Genomic DNA, 20,750 nt, shown 5'->3' with positions numbered 1-20,750 from the left:
TAAAAGCCCAGGCTCATTAATTGAGTACTTGGGCATTTTTGTTATGTACATACATAATTAAATTTCTTAAAATGGAAAATAGTTCATCAAAAGTTAAGGAGGGGAAATTATGAAAAATTGCCCTAACTGTTTGGCCACAAATTCATATAAAAAAGTTTATAAGGAAGACAAGAATATATACGTATGTGAATATTGTGGGTCAGTATCGGAAGATTACACAAAAAATGAAGAAGATTATGAAGAAAAATATAGTAAAGGCAAAAAAATTATCGAGGAATATAATTATTCAGAAAATAGAACCTATTATTATAGAGAGGTTGCCCCATCAAAATGGCCAAAAAAATTAGCATTAATTTTGATTAGTATATTAGGAGTATGGATATTTGGACAATCTATGGTATTGATTTTTTCAGAAGAAGAGAAGCCGACAAAACAGATCTCAACCATTACGCCAGAAGAATTTCAAAAGCTTGAAATAGGAATGAATGAAGAAACCGTAATAAATATCGTAGGAGGTGCTCCATTGAACTCGGATAGAGACAAACGTAATTATAAAGGAGAAAACGGTGTAGAAGAAAATTCCAGGGTACTTTTAGAGTTTTATTATGGAGAGTTAATTGCTATATATGAATTCGGATTGATTACAAAAAAGAAGTATGAATAGCGTTATCCATAAATCATTTTTTACAATACAATACTCTAGAAAAAAACTTTTTTAAAATTTGGACCAAGACAGCAATTTGATATGCTAGCTTGGTCTATTTACTGCTACAATATTCCGTTATCTAAGCCAACTTAGCTGACTGGCTTTTGTTGCTAGGGATTGCTGTACAATTAGCAACCGTAACCGTCACTTTGCCGGTTCTATCCGTCAGTTCCTAAAATCAGCTTCAAAAAGAGGAGTCTTTGGACATTAGTAGAAGTGGATAAGGAAAAGAAACTGTTCCAAGATAAAGGAGAGATATACATGATTATTGGCTTACATCACGCACAAATTACGATTCCAAAAGGCGCAGAGGAGGAAGCTAAACATTTTTATAGCACTGTATTAGGGTTAAAAGAAATTGAAAAACCAGATTCGCTCAAAGGTCGTGGCGGATTCTGGTTACAAGTTAATGGTATAGAGGTGCATGTCGGAACAGAGGATGGTTTTGATAGACTCACAACAAAAGCCCATATCGCATATCAAGTAGACGATGTGTGCTATAAAAAAAAAAGATTGACGGAACAACAACACATCGTCATACTAGATTCGGTGCCCATTCCTCATTTTGAACGTTTTGAGTTTAGAGATCCTTTTGGCAATCGAGTAGAAATCATTCAAGCACTTTAAATGCCAGTACTGTAGTTTTTGTAGCGCAAGGAAGCGATCGCCAAAAGCAGCCATCAATCATTGACGGCTGCTTCCAATTATAATTTAAATTGCTGTACCTCTTTATTTAAACTTTCTGCTAATATTGCTAATTGCTCAGTGCTTTTCGCGATTTCGTCCATTGTTCCAACTGTTTGATCGATGGTTGCTGTCGTTTCTTCAACACCCGCTGCTGACTCTTGCGAAATGGCCGCAATATCATCAATGGATCGGTTGATATGGTCAGTAGTTGTTGAAATATCTTGCAGATTTTCGGTAATGCCTTGAATACTTGTAAACATATTATCCATGGCAGAAGCTATATTTTCAAAGGTTGTACTCGTATTCGTAATTTGCTCTGTACCATTTTTTACCTCTTGATATCCCTTTTGAAGCGATGCTGTTACACCTACTGTTTCACTTTGAATACGTGTCACTATCGACGAAATATCCGTTACTGAGAAGGACACTTGTTCTGCAAGTTTACGGACTTCATCGGCCACAACGGCAAAGCCTTTGCCCTGTTCCCCTGCTCTAGCCGCTTCGATAGCAGCATTCAACGCCAATAAATTGGTTTGATTGGCAATATCGTCAATCACTGATATTAATGTTGAAATTTCTTGCGATTGGCGATTTAAATCCTCCACATTTGTCACAGCCTCATAGATAATTCGATCGATGGCAAACATTTGCTGAGTAGATGCATCCATCAATTGTTGACCATTTGCAGTAAGCTCTAATACTTCCTTTGAATGTCCTTGTAAATTTACACCTTGTGTATTTGCCTGTTGCACATTCACTTTAAAAATGTCAATCATTTGCGCTAAGTCACTCGCATTTTGAGCTTGAGATTCAGAACCACCCGCTAACTCTTGCATCGTCAGTGCGATTTGCTGTGCACCCGTTTTTACTTCAAGAGAGGACTGCGCTAGTTCCTCACTACTGGAAGCCACGTTTTCTGACACTACGTGTATCGATCCTAGTATTTCATGAAGCTTACTATTCATGGTATTTGTAGATTGTACAAGTAAGCCAATTTCATCCTGCATCCTTACTGGTAATGCCGGCTGACTAATATCACCCTCGGCCATCCTCGATATTTTTTCAATTACGACTTTTATCGGATTGGCAATCATGCGCGCCGAAAAGTAAGCGGTTACAATTGCAAGTATCGTTGTCAATAAACCTATGAATACACCTAAGCGCATCGTGAATTTGGATTGAGCAATCATTTCTTCACCCAGTTTATTAATGGCATCTTCCCTTGCCAAGGCAAGTCCTTCATAGCTTTGTCGTATTTCGGCTGCTAGAGTATCAATTGAATTTAGGTTTTCAATGGCCATTTCGATATTCCCTTTATCGTACTCATCAAATACTTTCGTTTGCACATAATTCCGCCACTCTCTTGCCTTCTCCACAGTAGTGGCTAAGCTTGCATCTGTCGAGTATTCGGTTAAAATGGCATTATTTTCTTCTGCAATTTTTATATAATCGTCAAATTCTTTTTTATACTGTTGATTACCGGTTAGGACATAGCTCTTAGCAGCAGTTGTTCTGACACTTATTGTTGAGGCAAGCTTTTCATTTGCTGTTAGTAGCTGTAATTCTTTATGCACAATGTTTTCACTCGCAGTAATGACTCGTTTGTTTGCAAAATAGCTATAGGTGTTAAAACATGCAATAAAAAATACGATAATAAAAAATCCACTTAAAATTTTTGCTCTGATCGTTTTGAACCTTAGTTTCTGCAACATACTACTAGCCCCCTCTTATAGTGAAAAAATACAAATTATAAGCAATTGTTCGTATATATCACCTACTTTTTTAGTGATTATGTTGTTATATTATCTGTTAAATCAACCTAAATATATCATATATTACCTATTTAACCCATGACTCGAATTATGTATTTAATTGGTGATTCTTATCACAATAATTCACGAAAAATATGCATTTATTAGTAAACATTAAATTAGAAAGTTATTTTTATGTCATGACTTAAAATTATTTTGATAATTTTGTGTTTGTGTGGAAGCAATGATTGATGAGCATAATGTCACGACTTTGTCATATGTAAAGTAGCTATGGCAACTATTCTGCTATTTTTTGAATATCAAGAATAAAGTAACCTTCACCAGCTGTTGATTCATCTCAATCGTCTGAAAATCAATCACATGTAGCCTCAAAACAAATCCTGACATAAGGGGCGACTGCTTCAAAAAACATCTGTCGCTTTAATCGAGGTGGAAATGATAGACTCGTGCCACATCTTATACACGAAGCTTCGGTATTTGAGTGCATAAAAAATTGGCACAAATGCTAGTCGTGGTGCACAAATTGACGCCCATTTCTGCAAGTTTTACAGTAACTGAAACAATTGTAATGAAACTGTAAACTCCAAGGACAAAGCCTTTTATATCAAGCTTTAAAGCCTTATCGAGACGATGCGTGGAAACATTTACCTAGAAGAACCTATACTTTTTCATGCTACGATTATGCCAATCACTAGCCAGCAGAATTATTCCAATCGCTAGTATTCAGGAGGTAACATACAGCATGAAAAAACATTTTTTAACAACTACATTGGCACTCACATTAGGTTTTAGTTCATTAGGCATGATTCCAGCAGCCATGCACCCAATAGAAGTAGAGGCCGCAACTACAAATGCACAAAATAACGCTCAAGCCGTTGCAACGAAAGCGGACCAACTCATTCAAACAGGGAAAGGCTTAATTGGTAAGGCTACTTACAGCAATACAGAATACAAGTCTACATATCCTTACAAATTTTCGTGTGCTTCATTTTTAATGTATATTTTCGAGAAGAATGGTGTGGATCTTGGGACATATAATGAAAATTATATGATTCAGCAAGGGACATATGTTGCACGAAATCAATTACAAAAAGGTGATTTACTTTTCTTTAAGAGTAAAAAAACCGGAACAGATCCGGATCATGTAGGCATGTATATTGGCGACAATAAAATGATTCACATGGCTGATACTAAGCAAAATATCGTTATTTCTGATTTAAATAGCAAGCCGTATTATACAGAAAATTATGTATCAGCACGAAGAGTCTTACCTACTCTACTGTCAGCTAATCCTGCAACGCAGGGCGATAAAATTGTTGAAAACGCCTTAAATTATAAAAATAAAGTGACAATGAGCTCAACAAATAATGAATCAAATCTACGCTTTACAGCTCCAGGGTTTGTAGACTTTGTCTATCGTAAAAGTGGCGTGAATCTTGGTACAACAACCTTAAAGGAACAAATGAAAGTAGGAACAACAGTTTCTCGTGCCAATTTAAAGAAAGGTGATTTAGTATTCTTTAATAGTGTAAAGGGCTCTCAAACGCCTTCACTTGTAGCTATCTACGCTGGGGATCACCGTATCATCATTCCAAATTCAGACGGTGTTATGACAAGAGTGTTATTTGTTGACTATTATGCTGAGCACTATATTACTGCAAAACGCGTTTTTTCTGGAAACTCAACGCCGATTGCCAACGCACCATCAGCTTCTGCTGATAAAATCATCGCTACTGCTTCTAGTATGACGGGTAAAGCAAAATTTGGTTATTCGTATAATGAAAACTCACTGACATTTACAAGTGCAGGGTTTACCTATTATGTCTTTAAAAAGCATGGTATTGATTTAAAAGATAAACTAGCAAGTAAACAAGCGTTAGCTGGGAAAAGCGTGCAAAAAGCTCAGCTACAAAAAGGTGATCTACTGTTCTTCTCCACAAATAATGGTGGTCAGCAAATTACACAAACAGGGATTTATCTTGGCGGCAATCAATATATTAGCATGACTTCTAATAATATAGTGAAACAAAGTCTGAATTCTACATGGGCAAAACAAAACTATGTTTCTGCTCGCCGTGTATTATAGTGTAAATTACTTTAGCTATGTCCCATAAATGGATTGAGTCAGCTAGGTAGTAGTATACGCTGAAAACATCACACATTGTTATCCTTTGCTTAACTTCCATACAGAAAGGGGGTGTCTCAAATGACTTTGAGGCACCCCCTTTCCCTACTTTATTATATATCTTTTAAGTTATTGGCAAATTCAATCATAGCTCTACTAGACATCGGCCCCTTTATCAGCACAATCGTATCACGATCAAGTTTTGGCTTGAGTACATCTAAAACCCCTGTAACATCTTTAAAAATATGCACGTCTGCATTTGTTCCATCTTTTATCGCTTGCTTCGCTATATCTTCCGCTCTTTTGCCAATGGTCATGAGGGTATGAATATTTCTTTGAGCCACCATTGAGCCGATCTCACGATGATACTTTTCTTCGAAATTACCTAATCGTTTAATATCCCCGAGTACTAGGATTACTTTTTTCTCTTTTCCAATCGTATCTAAAACCTTCAAGGCTGCCTCAACAGATGTTGGGTTATTTGTCCATGTATCATCTACAATGGTACATTCACCAATCCCTGTTGAAAACTCTAGGTGTCTTGCCATCGGCTTAAACGTTCGTAACCGAGAAATGGCATTATTGATAGTTATACCCATTTCTTTTACAGCCGCTATGGCCGCTAGTGCATTGTATACTTGGTGTTCGCCATATCCAGGAACAAAAATACTATACTTTTTATCGAACATTTGCAGTTCAAATCTCATGCCTGTTTTCGTAAATTGAATTTTAGATGCTCTGTAATCTGCCTGATGCTGTATCCCTATCGTAATAATCTTGCCTTTAAAAGTCTGCAAAGGGACCTTTTTGGTATTTTCATCATCACCATTGATGATTAACGTACCCCCTTCTGTTAATCCTTCTACGATTTCGGATTTCGCCTTGATATAACCTTCAAGGTTTTTACAGCCATCTAAATGATGCACACCAATATTTGTGATAATGCCTATCGTAGGTTGGTAAATCATGCATTGATGTTTAATATTACCTGTATTCCCCAAACCTAGCTCGAAAACAGCTGCTTGTGTTGAGTCATCAATGCCAGTCAGATATGGTAAGGATTGACGTGGCTCATTTTTACTGCTCACAGATGCCTGCACATTCCAGTCCTTACTTGCGATATGCTTAATCATTTCTTTTGTTGTTGTTTTCCCACATGTTCCTGTTAAAGCTACAATAGGAATTTGAAAAAGATTTCTGTAATATTCGATAAACTTCCAATAGGCCTGCACAATACTTTTCACCTGTAGTACAGTCGTATTCTCAAGTGCGTTTTTTAACTCAGATGAAGACTTATCTGAAATGACAAGAGATGGCCCCTTTTTGTCGATTTCCTTCCAGTTGATTGCATCGCTTTTATTCACAAACATAAGTGTATTGCTTTGTGTTAAATCATGCCGATTATAATAAATTGCATGTTGAACAAACCATTTTTCCGAACCATTCAATAGTTCTGCTTGCAGTAAGTTCCTTATATCTTTCACACTTATATTTTGCAAGTTAACTCCGCCCCCTCTCATTATAGTATGAAATATAATTTCTGGAAGATTGGGTAGTGCACGACCAATCCTTCCAAATTGCTAGCATTTTCTATCATTCTTTATCTTCTATTGGAGCGCTCCTTTCTAGTAGAGTAATATACTATATTATCGATTACTCACGTGTGGCACAGTTTTTATCACGTTAAACGGCATAGGTCACTCACCTTGAGAACCACCTATTCAGACCGAAATGATGACTTTACCTTTAATTCTGTTGCCAATTTAGAAATTTGCTTACTATACATGTCTCCTTTAATGAGCAAAATAGTATTTTCGTCCACGATGTCATGCAATAGATCATAGACGAGCGTAGTATTTTTAAACGCATAAACAGGTGCTCTAAACCCTAACCTCACTGCCTGATCTGCCATTATACGTGCATGCTCCCCTATGGTTATGAGTACATCTACGCCAATGCGATATATGAGCTCTCCTGCTTGCTCGTGAATGATATAACCCCATGATCCTAAATCCGTAATCGTGCCGATTACTGCTATCTTTTTCTTACCTTCCCCTAACGAATTTAATACATTTAATGCGGCTTCTAAGGATGTAGTCGTAATACTCCATGTATCATCCAATAATATGGAATGATTAATGCCTTCAAATTTTTGTAGTTGCTTATTCAATTGTCGGAATGTATACAAATGTCTGGCGGCTACTGGAATTGGTACACCTAGGTCACTAACAGCTGCTAGTGCAGCAAGTGCATTATATACTTGATGCTCACCAAATCCAGGGACGAATATTTCATAGGCCAACCAGTTATGATGAACCGTAAAGTGCATGCCATTTTGACCGTAGCGAATATTACTCGCTCTAAAATCACAGGATGCATCCTTGCCAATCTTAATAATGCGTCCTTGGAATTTCGAAAAATCAATTTTTTGTGTGTTGACATCCTCAGCATTCAAAATTAATGAACCAGTAGGGTCGATGATATCCACCATTTCACCTTTTGCCTGAATATAACCTTCTAGAGTTTTACAGTAGTTTAAATGATGGGCTCCTATATTCGTAATAATGCCAATTGTCGGCTTGAAGTATTTCCCTGCGTTCGTTACATCCCCCGGTGAACCAACAGCTGTTTCAAAAACCGCTGCCTCGGTTTCATCGTCAATGCGAAGTAAATACTGCAAAGAGGCTGTTCTGGAATTACTACTTAGCGTAGTCGCCGTCACTTTTTTTCCGGCAGAAAGTATATGTTTAATCATTTCCTTTGTCGTTGTTTTACCAGAAGTACCTGTAATGGCTATAATCGGGATATCAAATTGGCTACGGTAAAAATGTACAAATTTCCAATAGGCCTCATCAGTATTCATTACTTTAATGATGATTACATGCCTAGGAATTTCATCTTGACTATATGACCGATTCGTTACAATCACTAGAGGCACAAGTGGCTCAAGTGTTTTCCAATTAACAATACGTTTATTTGTAAAAAGGGCAGTATTCGGTTTTTTTACTTGTTTTAGTCGATATGCGCCGTACTGGATAAGTACTTCATCTGACCCTTGCACCAATTCCCCTGTAGTAATCGCTGTTAAATTCTTCACCGAAAGAGGCTTCATATCCATTCACACTCCTTTCTTCTCTAGTATATGTACGTCGATAAAAGTTGCTTGGATGTAGACATGATACATAACTAGAAGAAAACTATTTATGCGCATATATATAAAATGTAGATTAAGAATCCAAGTACCAATTAAGGGAGTGATATAACTGAAAGCCATTATATTTATCGGTACAAACAAATCCGGGTCAAGTCGTGAAGCCATAAGAGCAGCAGAGAAATTGGGTTACTTGACTGTACTTTTCACAAATAATGAAAAGCAATTACAGCAGAGAAAAGCCTATCCAGATATTCATAAAATGATTTTTATTGATACGTCAGATATAGAAGAAATGAAAGATAAAATTTACGATTTATCTAAAATTGGCTTAGAAATAAAAACGATTGTTAGCTTTGTAGACCCGTATGTCCATATTGCTTCTATTTTATGTGATGAATTTTGTGACAATTATACGTCGTCTGAAGCCATCGAAATGATGGAAGATAAAGAGAAAACCAGGAATTTCTTAAAGGATCAACCTTATTCGCCAGAGTTTTTCCTAATAAAACCACATGAATCACTTACTAAAAAAATGCTGTATCCACTGATTGTAAAATCTCCAAAATCAACAGGCTCTAAAGATGTACTGTTGGCAGCAGATGAAAGCCAACTAGATAAGCATCTGCGTTTTCTCCAAAGTAAAAATCCCGGTGAAACAATGATGATTGAAGAATATATAGAAGGTCCTCAATATTTAGTAGAGGCATTCGTATATAAGCGGCAAGCGCATATTATCGGCATTATCGAACAAGAGATTACGCAAGGTAAACGTTTTATTATTACCGGTTATGGTGTGCTCGCAGAAGTTCCGAATGATATTCAAACAGGGATTGAAGAGGTGCTCCATTCCATCGTCAAAGCATTTAACATTGAAAATGGCACACTGCATTTAGAGCTTCGTTTAACTAAAAATGGCTGGAAGCTCATTGAAATAAACCCCCGAATTTCAGGTGGAGCTATGAATAATATGCTCCTCGCTGCATTTGGATTTAGCTTAGTGGAAGAAACACTCAAACTATTTTTGGGTGAACATCCTAATGTCAAACCAAGGTATAAAAAATTCATCTTTACAAAATACGTTATAATCGACAGTAGAGGCATTTTGGAGAGAGTCATCGGAAAAACTAGAGCAACTAACGCCACAAATGTAGTGGAAGTATATGTGAAGCCTAAAAAAGGCACAATCCTAACCCCACCTTTATCGATGGGTCATCGCTATGCCTATGTCATTGCAGAGGGTGCCACATTAGCGGAAGCTCAAAACAACGCGACTACCGCTGCAAAGGAAATTAAGTTTCTTCTAAAAGCACTATAAATACCAAGCCTTTTCCTAGTCCCTCTGGAAAATCTACTAATCACCAGTACTCTATTAGCTAATTTTTCAAAAAACAATGAACTTTGTGAAACAAAACAAATATCCCGAATAATTGCCACTCACGTGGGCAGTTACTCGGGTTTTTAAAGTTATGCTTGATATGTTTGATCTAAAAATTTAACCGTTTCAAACATATTTGTTTTACTAGCACCCTTTACTAAAATAGTATCATGCGGTTTCACGATTTTTTCTAATAGTTTATGCAACTCTTCTTTATTCGTAAAATGATAAATATTTGCTTTATTCATCCCTTTTGCCAGCGCCGCTGCACCCATTTCTTCTGTCCGAAACCCATAGGTTATTAATATCTCAATTTCTTGCTCACAAATGTACTCGCCCACTTTACGATATTCTTGCTCGCGTAAATCCCCTAGTTCTCGCATCTGTCCAATGATAGCGATTTTTCGATTTTTAGCAATGTTGGAAAGTACATCAATCGCAGCTCGTACGCCTTGTGGATGTGAGTGAACAGTATCATCAATAACTGTAATTTGATCACGGCAATTATACAGGGTTAGCCTTCTCGGTGGTTTTTTAAAGTTTAGACCCGCTTTAATTTCCAGTGGACTAACTCCTAAATAATCGGCAACAGCAATGGCATTAAGTGCATTATATACATGGTGTTCCCCTAAGATTGGAATATATAAGGCTATTTCTTGCCCTTGGAGATTCATCTTAAAGCTCATGCCACTTTCCTTATATTGAATATCATATGCCTGATAGGTAGCATCCGTATGGATACCAACAGTCAGTATTTCACCTTGGAATTGCTGTGTTGATAAATACTTGGAATTATCGTCATCCTTATTTAAAATAAGCAAGCCCTTTTGGTTCATGCCATGGATTAATTCTGATTTTGCCATTGCCACTTTACGAACATCCCCATCAAAGTTCCCAACATGCGCCAGACCGATATTTGTGACGATACTTATATTCGGTTGGATGATGCTACAGTGATTTGTGATAATACCTGGATAGGCCATGCCATATTCAAGTACAACTGCTTCATGCGATGAATCTATCTCTTGCGCATGTTTTTTTGTATGCTCAGTGGTGTTCCAATAATCTTTTGACTCAAATACTTTCCATTTTGTTGAGAGAATAGAGGCAAGAAATGCCTTCGATGTTGTCTTGCCAGCACTTCCGGTAATCGCGATAATCGGTAAGCCTAGTGCTGTGTCTAAACTTTTGTATTTTCGTTCCATTATTTCTTGTTTAATGACATTGTGGTTTTGTGCAAGATACATGGCATAGCGAATCGAATGTACTACAACGTCTAATTCTAAATAAAATGCAGGCGGGCATCCTGGACGCCAGTTTACTTCATACATCCAAATCTTTTGTTGTTCATCTAATCCGACATCTATGCCTATTTCGTCAATGACCTCTCCAAATTTCTCCATTTGTATGTCATCTAAATGATGTGCCAAGGACATGGCAAAATGTTCCAATGTGCGCCGAATATTATAAGCTTCATTTTTAAATTCCTGCTCCAAAAAAGGGTCTAAATAGTTCGTAAAACCACCGCTGTTTATATTGGGTATAATGGAGCCGTTTGGGGCTATTCGTGGATAGACGGTCGTTACCACCCACTTACCCTCCCCGTTTTTTTGCACATGGAGACGGAAATCATAAACTTGCCCCGATTTTGTCATAGATTTAATGTAGGGCTGCATAATAAACGTCCCTGAAGCAAGCTGCTCCTTTAATAATTCATTTAATTGAGCCAACGTATAATTTCTTTTTTCACTATTTACCCTCACCTCAAAGGCATTACCGATTTTCGTAATAAAATAGATTCCTTTTCCTTTTCGTCCGTCAATCGGTTTAAACACTGCCCTTTTATAATGGGCAATAAAGTTATGGAATTTATCCACATTTCCCACCATTTCGGACGGAATTAAATAGTGCGCAAATTCTTTTGCCGCTTTTAGTCGCTCCATCACATTCCATTTATTTCCTATTGAATGTGTTGTAAACGGGATTTCCTTTTTCAATTTTTCTATGATACCTTTTGATACTGAGAGTTTTTCAGGACTCCCCGCATTATAAATAACATCCGGAAAGGGCATTACACGCTCGTGCCACTGCCCCTCTTCATATACTTTTCCCTTAATGGTACGGTTGTCAAAGTTTACACTTTTAGGGGTAAAGTAAAAAAATTGAGCCCCTTCGGCTCTTGCAACTGCTGCATATGCATACGACTTGATAACGGTTTTAGGATCTAGTCGGTGATGCAACATTCCAATAATTGTCATGCATTAACCTTCCTTCCTTTAGAATCTCTCCTTATTAAATTCAGCCAATGCACTAGCATGTAGACAGATGCTCTAGTTTTCAAATTATTTTAGTAGTTTTAACGAGACCTTCATTACCATTTAGGCTCAACAATAATCTTTCTTTTTAATAAGTCTGGGTTTAATAGCTGAATGGCAGATATACTACTTAAATCAATGGATTTTTCAGTAGATGTTCTCTCTAATCTCACAACATCTGCATTTGAAGCCGTCTCATTCCCTTCATAATCATAGGCGCGTAACAACGAAATAGTGCCACGACAGCGCTCTTTATCGATAGATTCTATACGAAAATACTCTGTTTCAAATTGCTTCCCCGTATCTAATAATCTTAAGTGAGCACCGTTGTTTGTTATTAAAAATAATGGAATGGTATCACTACCAACTATTTTCATCAGTAATTGACCATAATATTTAGAATGAAAATTCGTTATCACATCCTGGAGTGCTTTTATATCGTATAACGCTTCACATACAAAATGCTTTCTTCCTTTTTCAATGCTCAACCCTTTCCAGCTCCTCCCTAGTCCATTTCAGCAATTTGTAAACACTTGACCGAAGACAGAATTATTTATTTAACCTTTCTCGTTATAATATGTAGGGCGAAGGAATATGACGACATGTTTTGCAAAAGGAACGACAAAAAAATGCCTCTTAACGTACAGGCATCCACTGTTGCTAGGTTGTAGGAAACATTAGATTTCCACACATTCAATAAAAAAACGTCCAAAATAATGGACGTTTTATCTTGCTGTATAAATTTATTTCATGATGAACTTGGGGTTGTCTCATGTTGATTGCCATGATTCAAAAGGACGACACCGCCTATAATCAGCGAAATACCAATCGCAGAGTATAGATTAAAAATATCGCCCCATATCACAATGCCCACTACCACTGTTAACGCCGTACCGATGCCCGACCAAATAGCATAAGCCAAGCTTAAAGGCAAGGTTTTTAAACAGAGCGACAAGCAATAAAATGAAATACCGTAACCCACAGCAACTGCCAGGCTTGGACCGATTATTGTAAAGCCATCCGAAAGCTTGAGCATCATTGTCGCGAATACTTCACTAACAATGGATATTGCTAAAAATACATAACCTTTCAAGCTAAAATCCTCCTTAATGTCCACCACCAGCAAGATTAAGTACTACGACGCCTGCAATGATCATAGCGATTCCTGCAAGCTTTTTAACACTGAAATACTCTTTATAAAACAGCACACCTACAATCGCAGTTAGGGCTGTACCTAATCCAGCCCAAATAGCGTAGGCAGTGCCAATTGCTAATGATTGGAGTGTTAAGGATAAGAAATAAAAAGCGGTACCGTAACCAACAACTACTCCGATTGTCGGCAGTAATCGTTTAAAGCCATTTGTCAGTTTCAACATTGAACTCGCAAAAACTTCAGAAACAATTGAAATTAATAGATAACCAAAGGCACTCATGAGAATTCGTCGTCCTTTCTTGTCATTTGCACGAATCGTGCACAGCTTTTTCTGTTACCTTTTTGAAAAAGCTGCAAAATTTTATCACTCTCAATAATTCAAGTCATCCATCATGAATCGTAGTAGCTACACAATGGATGGCTCAAAATCTGTGATGCAGACATATCGCTTCATGAAAACAGCCAATTACGTGTGATTTGCGTGCTATTCTTGCTTGCCAGTTGTTATTCTTGCGCATGGCAAATCCAGCCCGCAAAAAAGCCAGTAGTATAAAATCGAGTGACATTGGTAAATCCAGCTTCCGTTAACAGTTGTTCGATTTGATTTTCAGAAATGAAAGAAATATTCATAATGACTTTAGCCATATCTTCCGTTTTAGATTTTTCGTAGCCGGCATCAAGAAAAAAGCTTTGCCATACTTTTATGTTGTTGTGAAGTTCGTCACTATCGCGGTCTCCGTAAGCACTAACGACAACAAACGGTTTTCCCGGCTTCAAATGGTTTTTAATCTTCTTAAGTAATGTCAGCTTTTCTTGAATATCATCAATAAAATGAAGTACCAAAATACAACTTACAGCGTCGAATTTGAAGTCTTGGGGTGGAAGATTGTCAATTGTTCCATGAATAAGTCTAACACGATTTTCCAACCCTAATTGAACTGATTTTTTGTTAGCAATCTGAAGCATCTCCTCAGAAGGGTCCACCCCTGTAAATGTCCAGTTCGGGTTAGAAGGTCCCCATGCAGAAAGTTCATTTCCGCCACCAGCGCCAATCACAAGCAGTGATGCTTCTTTATCGTCCAATTGAGCCCGAAAGTATGATTTAATCATGGCAAATAAAGCATCATACGTAGGAATTGAAATGCGCGTGTTTTTCTCGTATGCAAGTGCCTTTTCGGAATTGTATGTCAGTGCATGATCCATTGTTAATCTCCTCTATTCATCGATATTGTCGAATACCTGTTAGCGTCTACATACTAACTTGCAATTAAATCCTTTATAGACTGTTAATATCTATAATTGCCTTAAAAAAATTTTAATCACTACTTTTATGATTGATTTGATGCTTCTATCTGTCTTGCAATATCAATAATAAATGTGTTGTTTAATTCGTCTTTCATCCTTTCTTCTGATTGAATCATCACTTTTTCAATTAAGCATTCGCCCTGTGAAGTATCATCTTCATGCTCCAATGAACAATTGAAGAATGTTGATTTGCCTTCAATAGCTTGAATAACATCTAAAAAAGAAATATCACTAGCCTGTCTGACTATACTATATCCTCCGTTCACACCAGGTGTTGATTGAATGAGACCTGCTTTAACAAGTTTTGTTAAAATCTTTGAAAGATAGGTGGGCGAGAGCGATTGGATTTTCGCTAATTGATCTACGCCAACAGTTTTTCCCTTTGGCGTTAAAGTTAAATAAACCATTGTGTGTAAAGCATAATTTGTGGCTTTGGAATATTTCATTCGCGTTCTCCTCATAAATATATTAAAGACCTTTAATATCCATAATTAATAGAAAAAACTCACACTACATACAACCTCTTGCTATTGTCGCCATCATGCAGCTCGTTATGAGAAACTATTAATTTAATTGGCTGAACAGTTTTCTTATTATATATTTTACACTATAAAAAGTCAATTATTGCATTCAAAAAATGGACTTCATAAATTCGTCACACAATGACTATCCCTCTAAAATAAAATCCGCTATGCTTTCCGCCGGTAGAGGGCAAGTCCTCTAGAGCCAACAGGATGGGTCAATGAGGCCCAGACATTGCCTTATTAACCCACTACTTTCTCGCTAGTTGTTATAGGACTATGTTCAATCTTCGTCCTCTACATATTCTAAAATATCTTCGGACTGCAATTAAAGTTGGAAAACGCACAGCCTTCACCTTAAATAAATGTAAATAAATTACATTGAATATATTTGCATTCCATTTATGTTTAATATAACCTTGTATATAGACATCCTTTTACAAGGAACGTCAATATGGTTAAGGAGTGCATTTAAACATGGCCAAGAACATTAAGAAAAACAAAATTGAGGAAGCGCTACTAGAAAAGAAAGCGAAGAAAAAAGCTGAGAAAAAGAAACTCGAGAAAAAGTTAGCAAAGAAAAAAGCCGAGAAGAAGATCGAAAAGAAAGCCGCTAACAAGAAAGCAAAAAAGAAAAACAGTAAGAAAGCAGCCTAATAACAATAATAAAGTAGCTGGAGTAGACCGCATGGTTTTTCTCTAGCTACCTTTTGTATGGATGAATAAGGTTTCGTTATACCTGCAAGCTTTCTTTCTATAAAATACAAACGTTATCAGTGAAAATATGATTACTATAGTATGATAAATTTACGCTCTAACCCGTTGCCATTCATGACAATTTTAGCTTCAAAATATTTAAATGGGGTGAGATATTTTAACAATGTCAGCTTTTCGATCAAATCAATGGCAATCGATAATATATACGTCATCAAAAGGAGGCCAGTCGATATTGCCACGGCTAATTTGGTCTTTTTACTAATCGCTGCGATTGCAGAACCAATGGTCAAAAATAGTAATTGTAAAATCAGCATTGCTGACATCGCTATGATGATATCGGTCTTTACTGATTCGCCTTCGTTGTATGTTCCTGACCAAATACAAGGACGAAATCCCTGCTACAATATTTAACATCACTATATTAACTACAGCGACAGACAATTTAGCACAAATAATGCGAGTTCTTGAAACAGGCTTCACAAATAAGAACTCAGCTGTTTTATCTCGTTCTTCTTTTGCAATAATCGTAGCCCCTAACATGGTCGCCATTAATAATAAATAGATATACAGTACACCAAAATAACCGCTTACCTTAGAAATATCGAGCGCACCCGTTCCCATGATGGCCTGTAGGGACTTTGGCATTGCAGTCCATATTTCATTCATCGATTGTCCTGACGTGGATAACCCTGCGTATTTAGCCATACCCGCACAAACTAAAAATAGTATCCAACACTCCAAATGAGTAAGGATTTCCGATACGCTTTCATTTCCCGCATAAAAATGTTCAAAACATATCCCCCCATTCCATTTAACCGTTTATATATCCTTTTTCATATAGATGATATAACTAGTACCCAAAGAAATAATGACAATCCCCATTGCTACGAGTACAAAGCAGGGTTTATAGTTAGCGTTTTCGACGATATAAGCTGGATCAAAATATTTGAATGGCGATAAATAACGTTTTAGGCCATCGCCAGTAGTTGAGACGAGTAACCCTATGAGGAAAAAACTAAAGACTGTGCCAAGAGAGACAGTTAGTACGGACTTAATCGTCGGAAAAATGATGGAAGGTTATGCAAAAAAACGTTAAAGTATAGTCAAGCCACACTTTAACGATTTTTTGATATATCATTATTTATTTTCAAAAATCCTTCGACATTCTATTTCAACAAACCAGCTTTCTCTAAATACGTTTGTGCTACATCTGCTATATTTTTGCCTTCTACGTTTACTTGATAATTCATTTCACGCATTTCATCATCCGTGATTTGATTGGCAAGTTTACTTAAAGCTCCTTCAATTTCAGGGTATTTTTCTAATGTCTCTTTTCTCAACAATGGTGCCCCTTGGTAGGGGGGAAATAGCTGTTGATCATCTGCTAACACCGTTAAGTCATATTGACGTATTTCACTATCTGTTGAATATGCATCTAGTAAATCGATATCACCTGTTTTTATAGCTTGATATCTAAGCTTAGGTTCCATCGTCGTAATATTAGAAATCGTGATGCCATAGCGCTCCTGAATGCCTAAATAACCATCTTCTCGATCATTAAATTCTAGTGTAAACCCAGCTTTAATGGACGTTTGCAGTGCCTTGATGTCCGAAATAGTTTGTAAATCATAAGTTTCAGCCAGTTTTTTTGAAACGGCCAGTGCATACGTGTTGTTGTATTGCATGGGATTTAGTAGGACCATATCGAATTTTTCCATCATGCCTTCTTGCGCTTGGTTATATACATCCTCTTGGTTGTTATTGACCGCTTCTTCTTTTAAAAATTCAGAAATAGCCGTCCCCGTAAATTCAGGGTAAATATCGATACTCCCCGCTTTGAGTGCATTGAAGACAAAAGAAGTCTTACCGAGACCAGGCTTCAATTGCACATGTAAGTCGGTTTCATTTTCAATCAGTAATTTATACATGTTGATCAGAATTTCAGGCTCTGAGCCCAGTTTGCCTGCAATCACGATTTCTTCCTTGTCATTAAAGTTTGCTAATGGTAAAAGCATCATCAGCAAGGCCGCAACACTTATAGCACTTAATGCCGTGAGTGTTTTTTTAAAGGACAGTGCTTGCAGTTTTTTGAGGAGCACATCAAATACTAAGGCTAAAACTGCGGCAGGGACCGCCCCTAAGATGATGAGTGCTGTATTATTACGGTCAATACCAAGTAAAATAATATCGCCTAATCCCCCAGCCCCAATTAATGCCGCAAGGGTTGCTGTTCCTACTATTAATACCATGGCTGTCCTTATACCCGCCATTATCACTGGCATGGCGAGAGGAAGTTCTACCTTTACTAATCTTTGTCGCGTATTCATGCCCATCGCCATCGCTGCTTCTTTTAAAGATGCATCCACCTCGTTTATGCCCGTAAATGTATTTCTTAAAATTGGCAACAGGGCGTACACAACAAGAGCCATGATGGCAGGAAGTTTACCAATACCAAATAACGGAATTAATAAACCTAATAGTGCTAGTGAAGGAATCGTTTGCAAAACAGCACTGATTCCGATAATACTTTCTGCAATTTTCTTTTTATTCGTTAAATAAATCCCTAAAGGAATAGCAATGACTACGGCCAAAAAAAGTGCAATAAATGAAATTTGAATATGCTCGAATAATGATGCCACGAGCTGTCCTTTTCGTTCGCTAAAAACCCCTAAAAAATTAGCCATTTACCTCACCTCTTTGTGAAGCATCTTTAGCTAAAAATTGAAGCATTGCTTGTCTTGTTATACCACCTATTATGTCACCTTCTTCTTCAACCGCTAACCATTCATGTTGAGCTAACTGATGAAGTAAGCTTTGTAACGAATCTTTAGATGAAACTGTATGGGCAACATCATCATTAGCAATTGGTTCGATGATTTGATGGATATCAAAAACATTGAACGCGTGCTCTTTCACCCCAATAAATTCTTTAACAAAATCATTGCTTGGCTGTTGTAAAATTTCTTGCGGGGAACCGATTTGCACAATCTGTCCATCCTTCATCACACAAATTCTATCCCCTAATTTCAAGGCTTCTTGCATATCATGTGACACAAAAACAATGGTTTTTTGAATAGCACGTTGAAGCTCAAGGAGGTCATCTTGTAATTTTGTACGACTAATAGGGTCAAGCGCACTGAATGGCTCATCCATTAAAATAATTTCGGGGTCGGCTGCTAATGCACGCACAACACCCACTCTTTGCTGTTCTCCACCGGAGAGTTCATTAGGTTTTCGTTGGCTATACTTGTCTGGTTCAAGTCCAACCATTTCCAATAACGCTCGCACCCGTTTTTGAATCTGTGGATGACTCCATTTCTTTAATTCTGGCACAACGGCTATATTATCTTCAATTGTCATATGGGGAAAAAGTGCGATTTGTTGTAACACATAGCCGATATTCCATCGTAGCTCATGGATGTTATAGTCACTTATTCTTTTTCCATTTATACGTATAGTCCCTTCAGTTAAATGGATTAGACGATTAATCATTTTGAGTAAGGTCGTTTTTCCACATCCACTAGGTCCTATAATGACAAAAAATTCCCCCTTCTTGATCTCTAGATTAATCGCATTTACCGCAACTTGGTCGTTATCATATTTTTTCGAGACATTATCAAATGTTATCACTAGCTTTGCTCCTTATTTTTGACGTTCCTATTAGAGAAATATTGTTTTTCATAATTCAGAATCGTCATTTTTGATGCCTGCTCTGCTACAGTTATTAAGTAGTTCATAACTATCCTCCCATTTTACCAACACTATAATGTCATATACGTCTAGTGTTCCAGCTCTAGAACAAGAAATAGCATATTTTATGCATGGATGTACAATTCTTAAAAAACGCTACTCCCCCTTCTATTAATTCACAAACGACATGAAGTTGAAACATTTATGACGGATATAGGTCATGATGACAAATAAAAATCCATCCTGACAGCATTAATTGTCAGAGTGGATTTTACAGTCATCATTCGTCTTAACTCGTAGGTGTATGCGAGCTTCGTTACATTTTACAATTCAATTTAATAGCTATGACGTATTTAGAAATAATTAAAGAAAATCTTTATCTGTAATGATTGACCTTTCCCTTACAGGAGACATTATATTGAAAGTACTTCACAACAGGAGGTGATTGTTATGCTTTCAATTGGTGAGTTCTCAAAAATATGTCATCTCACTTTGAAAACAATTCGCTACCATGATGAAATAGGCCTTCTAAAGCCTGCTTACACAGATGCTAAAAGCGGATATCGTTACTATAATATTTCACAACTGGAAACAGCTTTATTGATAACACGCTTAAAAACTTATTTATTTTCTCTCGAAGAAATCAAGATGATGTTAACTAATGGGCAGGATGTCAGTCTTTTTCTGGCTAAAATGAAAGCCAAACAAAAAAATCTTTCACAACAGATAATTTTTTATTCTTCTCTATTAAAGAAATTAGAGCTTGATATTCAACTACTAGAAGAAGAGAAAAATATCATGAGTTATTTACAGCAGATTGACATCAAACTCGTCGATCATTTACCATTCAATATTTTAGCTCAGAGAAAACAACTTAATATCGCTAACTTCTTAATACACTTTAATGAATTGTTGAGTAAAGTAGTTTTTGAAAAATTAACACCTGCGGCTAAACCGCTTGCTATTTTTCATAGTGCATAATATGTACCAGAAAATTATGACGTCGAAATGGCTATTCCTATTGTAGCAAACACAAAGGCAACAAAAGTGTTTAACCCTGGTCTTTGTGCAATGGCTACGCTAATTGGTTCTTATGATGAATTACCTTCTGTTCATACAAAATTACATGCATGGATTAAAGAAAAAATCAAACGGACCCTCATACAACACCAAAGGATACTAATATCATAGAAATTTTTTTCCCAATAAAATAAATACACGAAGGAGCAT

At 36.9% G+C, this 20,750-nt stretch carries 18 protein-coding genes; 6 read left to right on the top strand and 12 right to left on the bottom strand.

All coding sequences use genetic code 11. The features are described from left to right. Positions 1–109: 109 nt before the first annotated feature. Complete coding sequence (locus tag C9J31_RS10085) at positions 110–664, top strand: TFIIB-type zinc ribbon-containing protein (RefSeq protein WP_107923782.1); 555 nt, start codon at positions 110–112, stop codon at positions 662–664. A gap of 303 nt (positions 665–967) precedes the next feature. After that, positions 968–1,333 (top strand): VOC family protein, encoded by a 366-nt coding sequence (locus C9J31_RS10080; RefSeq protein WP_107949039.1) that lies wholly within the window; start codon positions 968–970, stop codon positions 1,331–1,333. A 77-nt stretch (positions 1,334–1,410) separates the two neighbouring features. Here the strand turns inward: C9J31_RS10080 and C9J31_RS10075 are convergent, their stop codons facing one another. Next, positions 1,411–3,105 (bottom strand): methyl-accepting chemotaxis protein, encoded by a 1,695-nt coding sequence (locus tag C9J31_RS10075; RefSeq protein WP_107949037.1) that lies wholly within the window; start codon positions 3,103–3,105, stop codon positions 1,411–1,413. Between the two features lie 802 nt (positions 3,106–3,907). Between C9J31_RS10075 and C9J31_RS10070 the strand changes: the two genes are divergently transcribed. Then, positions 3,908–5,251 carry a C40 family peptidase gene (locus C9J31_RS10070; RefSeq protein ID WP_107949035.1) on the top strand — a complete coding sequence of 448 codons (1,344 nt, stop codon included), beginning with the start codon at positions 3,908–3,910 and terminating at the stop codon, positions 5,249–5,251. 152 nt (positions 5,252–5,403) lie between these two features. On the opposite strand, the gene C9J31_RS10065 is transcribed toward C9J31_RS10070, so the two are convergent. Together C9J31_RS10065 and C9J31_RS10060 are read right to left on the bottom strand one after the other, a co-directional pair. After that, positions 5,404–6,789 (bottom strand): UDP-N-acetylmuramoyl-tripeptide--D-alanyl-D-alanine ligase, encoded by a 1,386-nt coding sequence (locus C9J31_RS10065; RefSeq protein WP_107949033.1) that lies wholly within the window; start codon positions 6,787–6,789, stop codon positions 5,404–5,406. Positions 6,790–7,007: 218 nt separating this feature from the next. After that, on the bottom strand, positions 7,008–8,408 hold the full coding sequence (locus C9J31_RS10060; protein WP_244854902.1) for a Mur ligase family protein: 1,401 nt from the start codon (positions 8,406–8,408) through the stop codon (positions 7,008–7,010). Positions 8,409–8,553: 145 nt separating this feature from the next. Between C9J31_RS10060 and C9J31_RS10055 the strand changes: the two genes are divergently transcribed. Beyond that, the gene (locus C9J31_RS10055; protein WP_193767060.1) at positions 8,554–9,759 is read left to right on the top strand and encodes an ATP-grasp domain-containing protein; all 1,206 of its coding nucleotides are present in this window, start codon (positions 8,554–8,556) and stop codon (positions 9,757–9,759) included. 149 nt (positions 9,760–9,908) lie between these two features. Here C9J31_RS10055 and C9J31_RS10050 read toward each other — a convergent pair whose 3' ends face one another. The 6 genes from C9J31_RS10050 to C9J31_RS10025 form a co-directional block, all read right to left on the bottom strand. Continuing rightward, the gene (locus tag C9J31_RS10050) at positions 9,909–12,077 is read right to left on the bottom strand and encodes a YheC/YheD family protein (protein WP_107949031.1); all 2,169 of its coding nucleotides are present in this window, start codon (positions 12,075–12,077) and stop codon (positions 9,909–9,911) included. A 113-nt stretch (positions 12,078–12,190) separates the two neighbouring features. After that, positions 12,191–12,622 carry a CotY/CotZ family spore coat protein gene (locus C9J31_RS10045; protein WP_107949029.1) on the bottom strand — a complete coding sequence of 144 codons (432 nt, stop codon included), beginning with the start codon at positions 12,620–12,622 and terminating at the stop codon, positions 12,191–12,193. A 260-nt stretch (positions 12,623–12,882) separates the two neighbouring features. Then, the gene (locus C9J31_RS10040) at positions 12,883–13,227 is read right to left on the bottom strand and encodes a DMT family transporter (RefSeq protein ID WP_107949027.1); all 345 of its coding nucleotides are present in this window, start codon (positions 13,225–13,227) and stop codon (positions 12,883–12,885) included. 13 nt (positions 13,228–13,240) lie between these two features. Then, the gene (locus C9J31_RS10035) at positions 13,241–13,567 is read right to left on the bottom strand and encodes a DMT family transporter (RefSeq protein ID WP_107923789.1); all 327 of its coding nucleotides are present in this window, start codon (positions 13,565–13,567) and stop codon (positions 13,241–13,243) included. A 224-nt stretch (positions 13,568–13,791) separates the two neighbouring features. Continuing rightward, the gene (locus C9J31_RS10030; RefSeq protein WP_107949025.1) at positions 13,792–14,490 is read right to left on the bottom strand and encodes a class I SAM-dependent methyltransferase; all 699 of its coding nucleotides are present in this window, start codon (positions 14,488–14,490) and stop codon (positions 13,792–13,794) included. A gap of 125 nt (positions 14,491–14,615) precedes the next feature. Further along, complete coding sequence (locus C9J31_RS10025) at positions 14,616–15,038, bottom strand: Rrf2 family transcriptional regulator (protein WP_107949024.1); 423 nt, start codon at positions 15,036–15,038, stop codon at positions 14,616–14,618. 552 nt (positions 15,039–15,590) lie between these two features. On the opposite strand from C9J31_RS10025, the gene C9J31_RS10020 reads away from it, so the two are divergent. Then, positions 15,591–15,770: a histone protein gene (locus tag C9J31_RS10020; protein WP_153062523.1), complete on the top strand. Its 180-nt coding sequence runs from the start codon at positions 15,591–15,593 to the stop codon at positions 15,768–15,770. A 318-nt stretch (positions 15,771–16,088) separates the two neighbouring features. Here C9J31_RS10020 and C9J31_RS23605 read toward each other — a convergent pair whose 3' ends face one another. The 3 genes from C9J31_RS23605 to C9J31_RS10005 form a co-directional block, all read right to left on the bottom strand. Next, complete coding sequence (locus tag C9J31_RS23605; protein ID WP_244854898.1) at positions 16,089–16,535, bottom strand: ABC transporter permease subunit; 447 nt, start codon at positions 16,533–16,535, stop codon at positions 16,089–16,091. A 461-nt stretch (positions 16,536–16,996) separates the two neighbouring features. Beyond that, the gene (locus tag C9J31_RS10010) at positions 16,997–18,514 is read right to left on the bottom strand and encodes an ABC transporter permease/substrate-binding protein (RefSeq protein WP_107949022.1); all 1,518 of its coding nucleotides are present in this window, start codon (positions 18,512–18,514) and stop codon (positions 16,997–16,999) included. Further along, positions 18,507–19,460, bottom strand: a complete 954-nt coding sequence (locus C9J31_RS10005; protein ID WP_107949020.1) for an ABC transporter ATP-binding protein — start codon at positions 19,458–19,460, stop codon at positions 18,507–18,509. Before C9J31_RS10005 ends, C9J31_RS10010 begins: the two co-directional genes overlap by 8 nt. 510 nt (positions 19,461–19,970) lie before the next feature. Here C9J31_RS10005 and C9J31_RS10000 point away from each other — a divergent pair. After that, the gene (locus C9J31_RS10000; protein WP_238602077.1) at positions 19,971–20,501 is read left to right on the top strand and encodes a MerR family transcriptional regulator; all 531 of its coding nucleotides are present in this window, start codon (positions 19,971–19,973) and stop codon (positions 20,499–20,501) included. The last annotated feature ends 249 nt before the right edge of the window (positions 20,502–20,750 follow it).

This window comes from Lysinibacillus parviboronicapiens, assembly GCF_003049605.2.
In the GTDB taxonomy this organism is placed as follows: Bacteria; Bacillota; Bacilli; order Bacillales_A; family Planococcaceae; genus Lysinibacillus; species Lysinibacillus parviboronicapiens.
This window is presented reverse-complemented; position numbering and strand designations above follow the sequence as displayed.

Coding starts and splice junctions, on each gene's coding strand:
- C9J31_RS10075 (WP_107949037.1), bottom strand. CDS start 3,105: ATGTTGCAGAAACTAAGGTTCAAAACGATCAGAGCAAAAATTTTAAGT.
- C9J31_RS10020 (WP_153062523.1), top strand. CDS start 15,591: ATGGCCAAGAACATTAAGAAAAACAAAATTGAGGAAGCGCTACTAGAA.
- C9J31_RS10010 (WP_107949022.1), bottom strand. CDS start 18,514: ATGGCTAATTTTTTAGGGGTTTTTAGCGAACGAAAAGGACAGCTCGTG.
- C9J31_RS10080 (WP_107949039.1), top strand. CDS start 968: ATGATTATTGGCTTACATCACGCACAAATTACGATTCCAAAAGGCGCA.
- C9J31_RS10030 (WP_107949025.1), bottom strand. CDS start 14,490: ATGGATCATGCACTGACATACAATTCCGAAAAGGCACTTGCATACGAG.
- C9J31_RS10025 (WP_107949024.1), bottom strand. CDS start 15,038: ATGAAATATTCCAAAGCCACAAATTATGCTTTACACACAATGGTTTAT.
- C9J31_RS10050 (WP_107949031.1), bottom strand. CDS start 12,077: ATGACAATTATTGGAATGTTGCATCACCGACTAGATCCTAAAACCGTT.
- C9J31_RS10060 (WP_244854902.1), bottom strand. CDS start 8,408: ATGGATATGAAGCCTCTTTCGGTGAAGAATTTAACAGCGATTACTACA.
- C9J31_RS10085 (WP_107923782.1), top strand. CDS start 110: ATGAAAAATTGCCCTAACTGTTTGGCCACAAATTCATATAAAAAAGTT.
- C9J31_RS10070 (WP_107949035.1), top strand. CDS start 3,908: ATGAAAAAACATTTTTTAACAACTACATTGGCACTCACATTAGGTTTT.
- C9J31_RS10035 (WP_107923789.1), bottom strand. CDS start 13,567: ATGAGTGCCTTTGGTTATCTATTAATTTCAATTGTTTCTGAAGTTTTT.
- C9J31_RS10000 (WP_238602077.1), top strand. CDS start 19,971: ATGCTTTCAATTGGTGAGTTCTCAAAAATATGTCATCTCACTTTGAAA.
- C9J31_RS23605 (WP_244854898.1), bottom strand. CDS start 16,535: ATGGCTAAATACGCAGGGTTATCCACGTCAGGACAATCGATGAATGAA.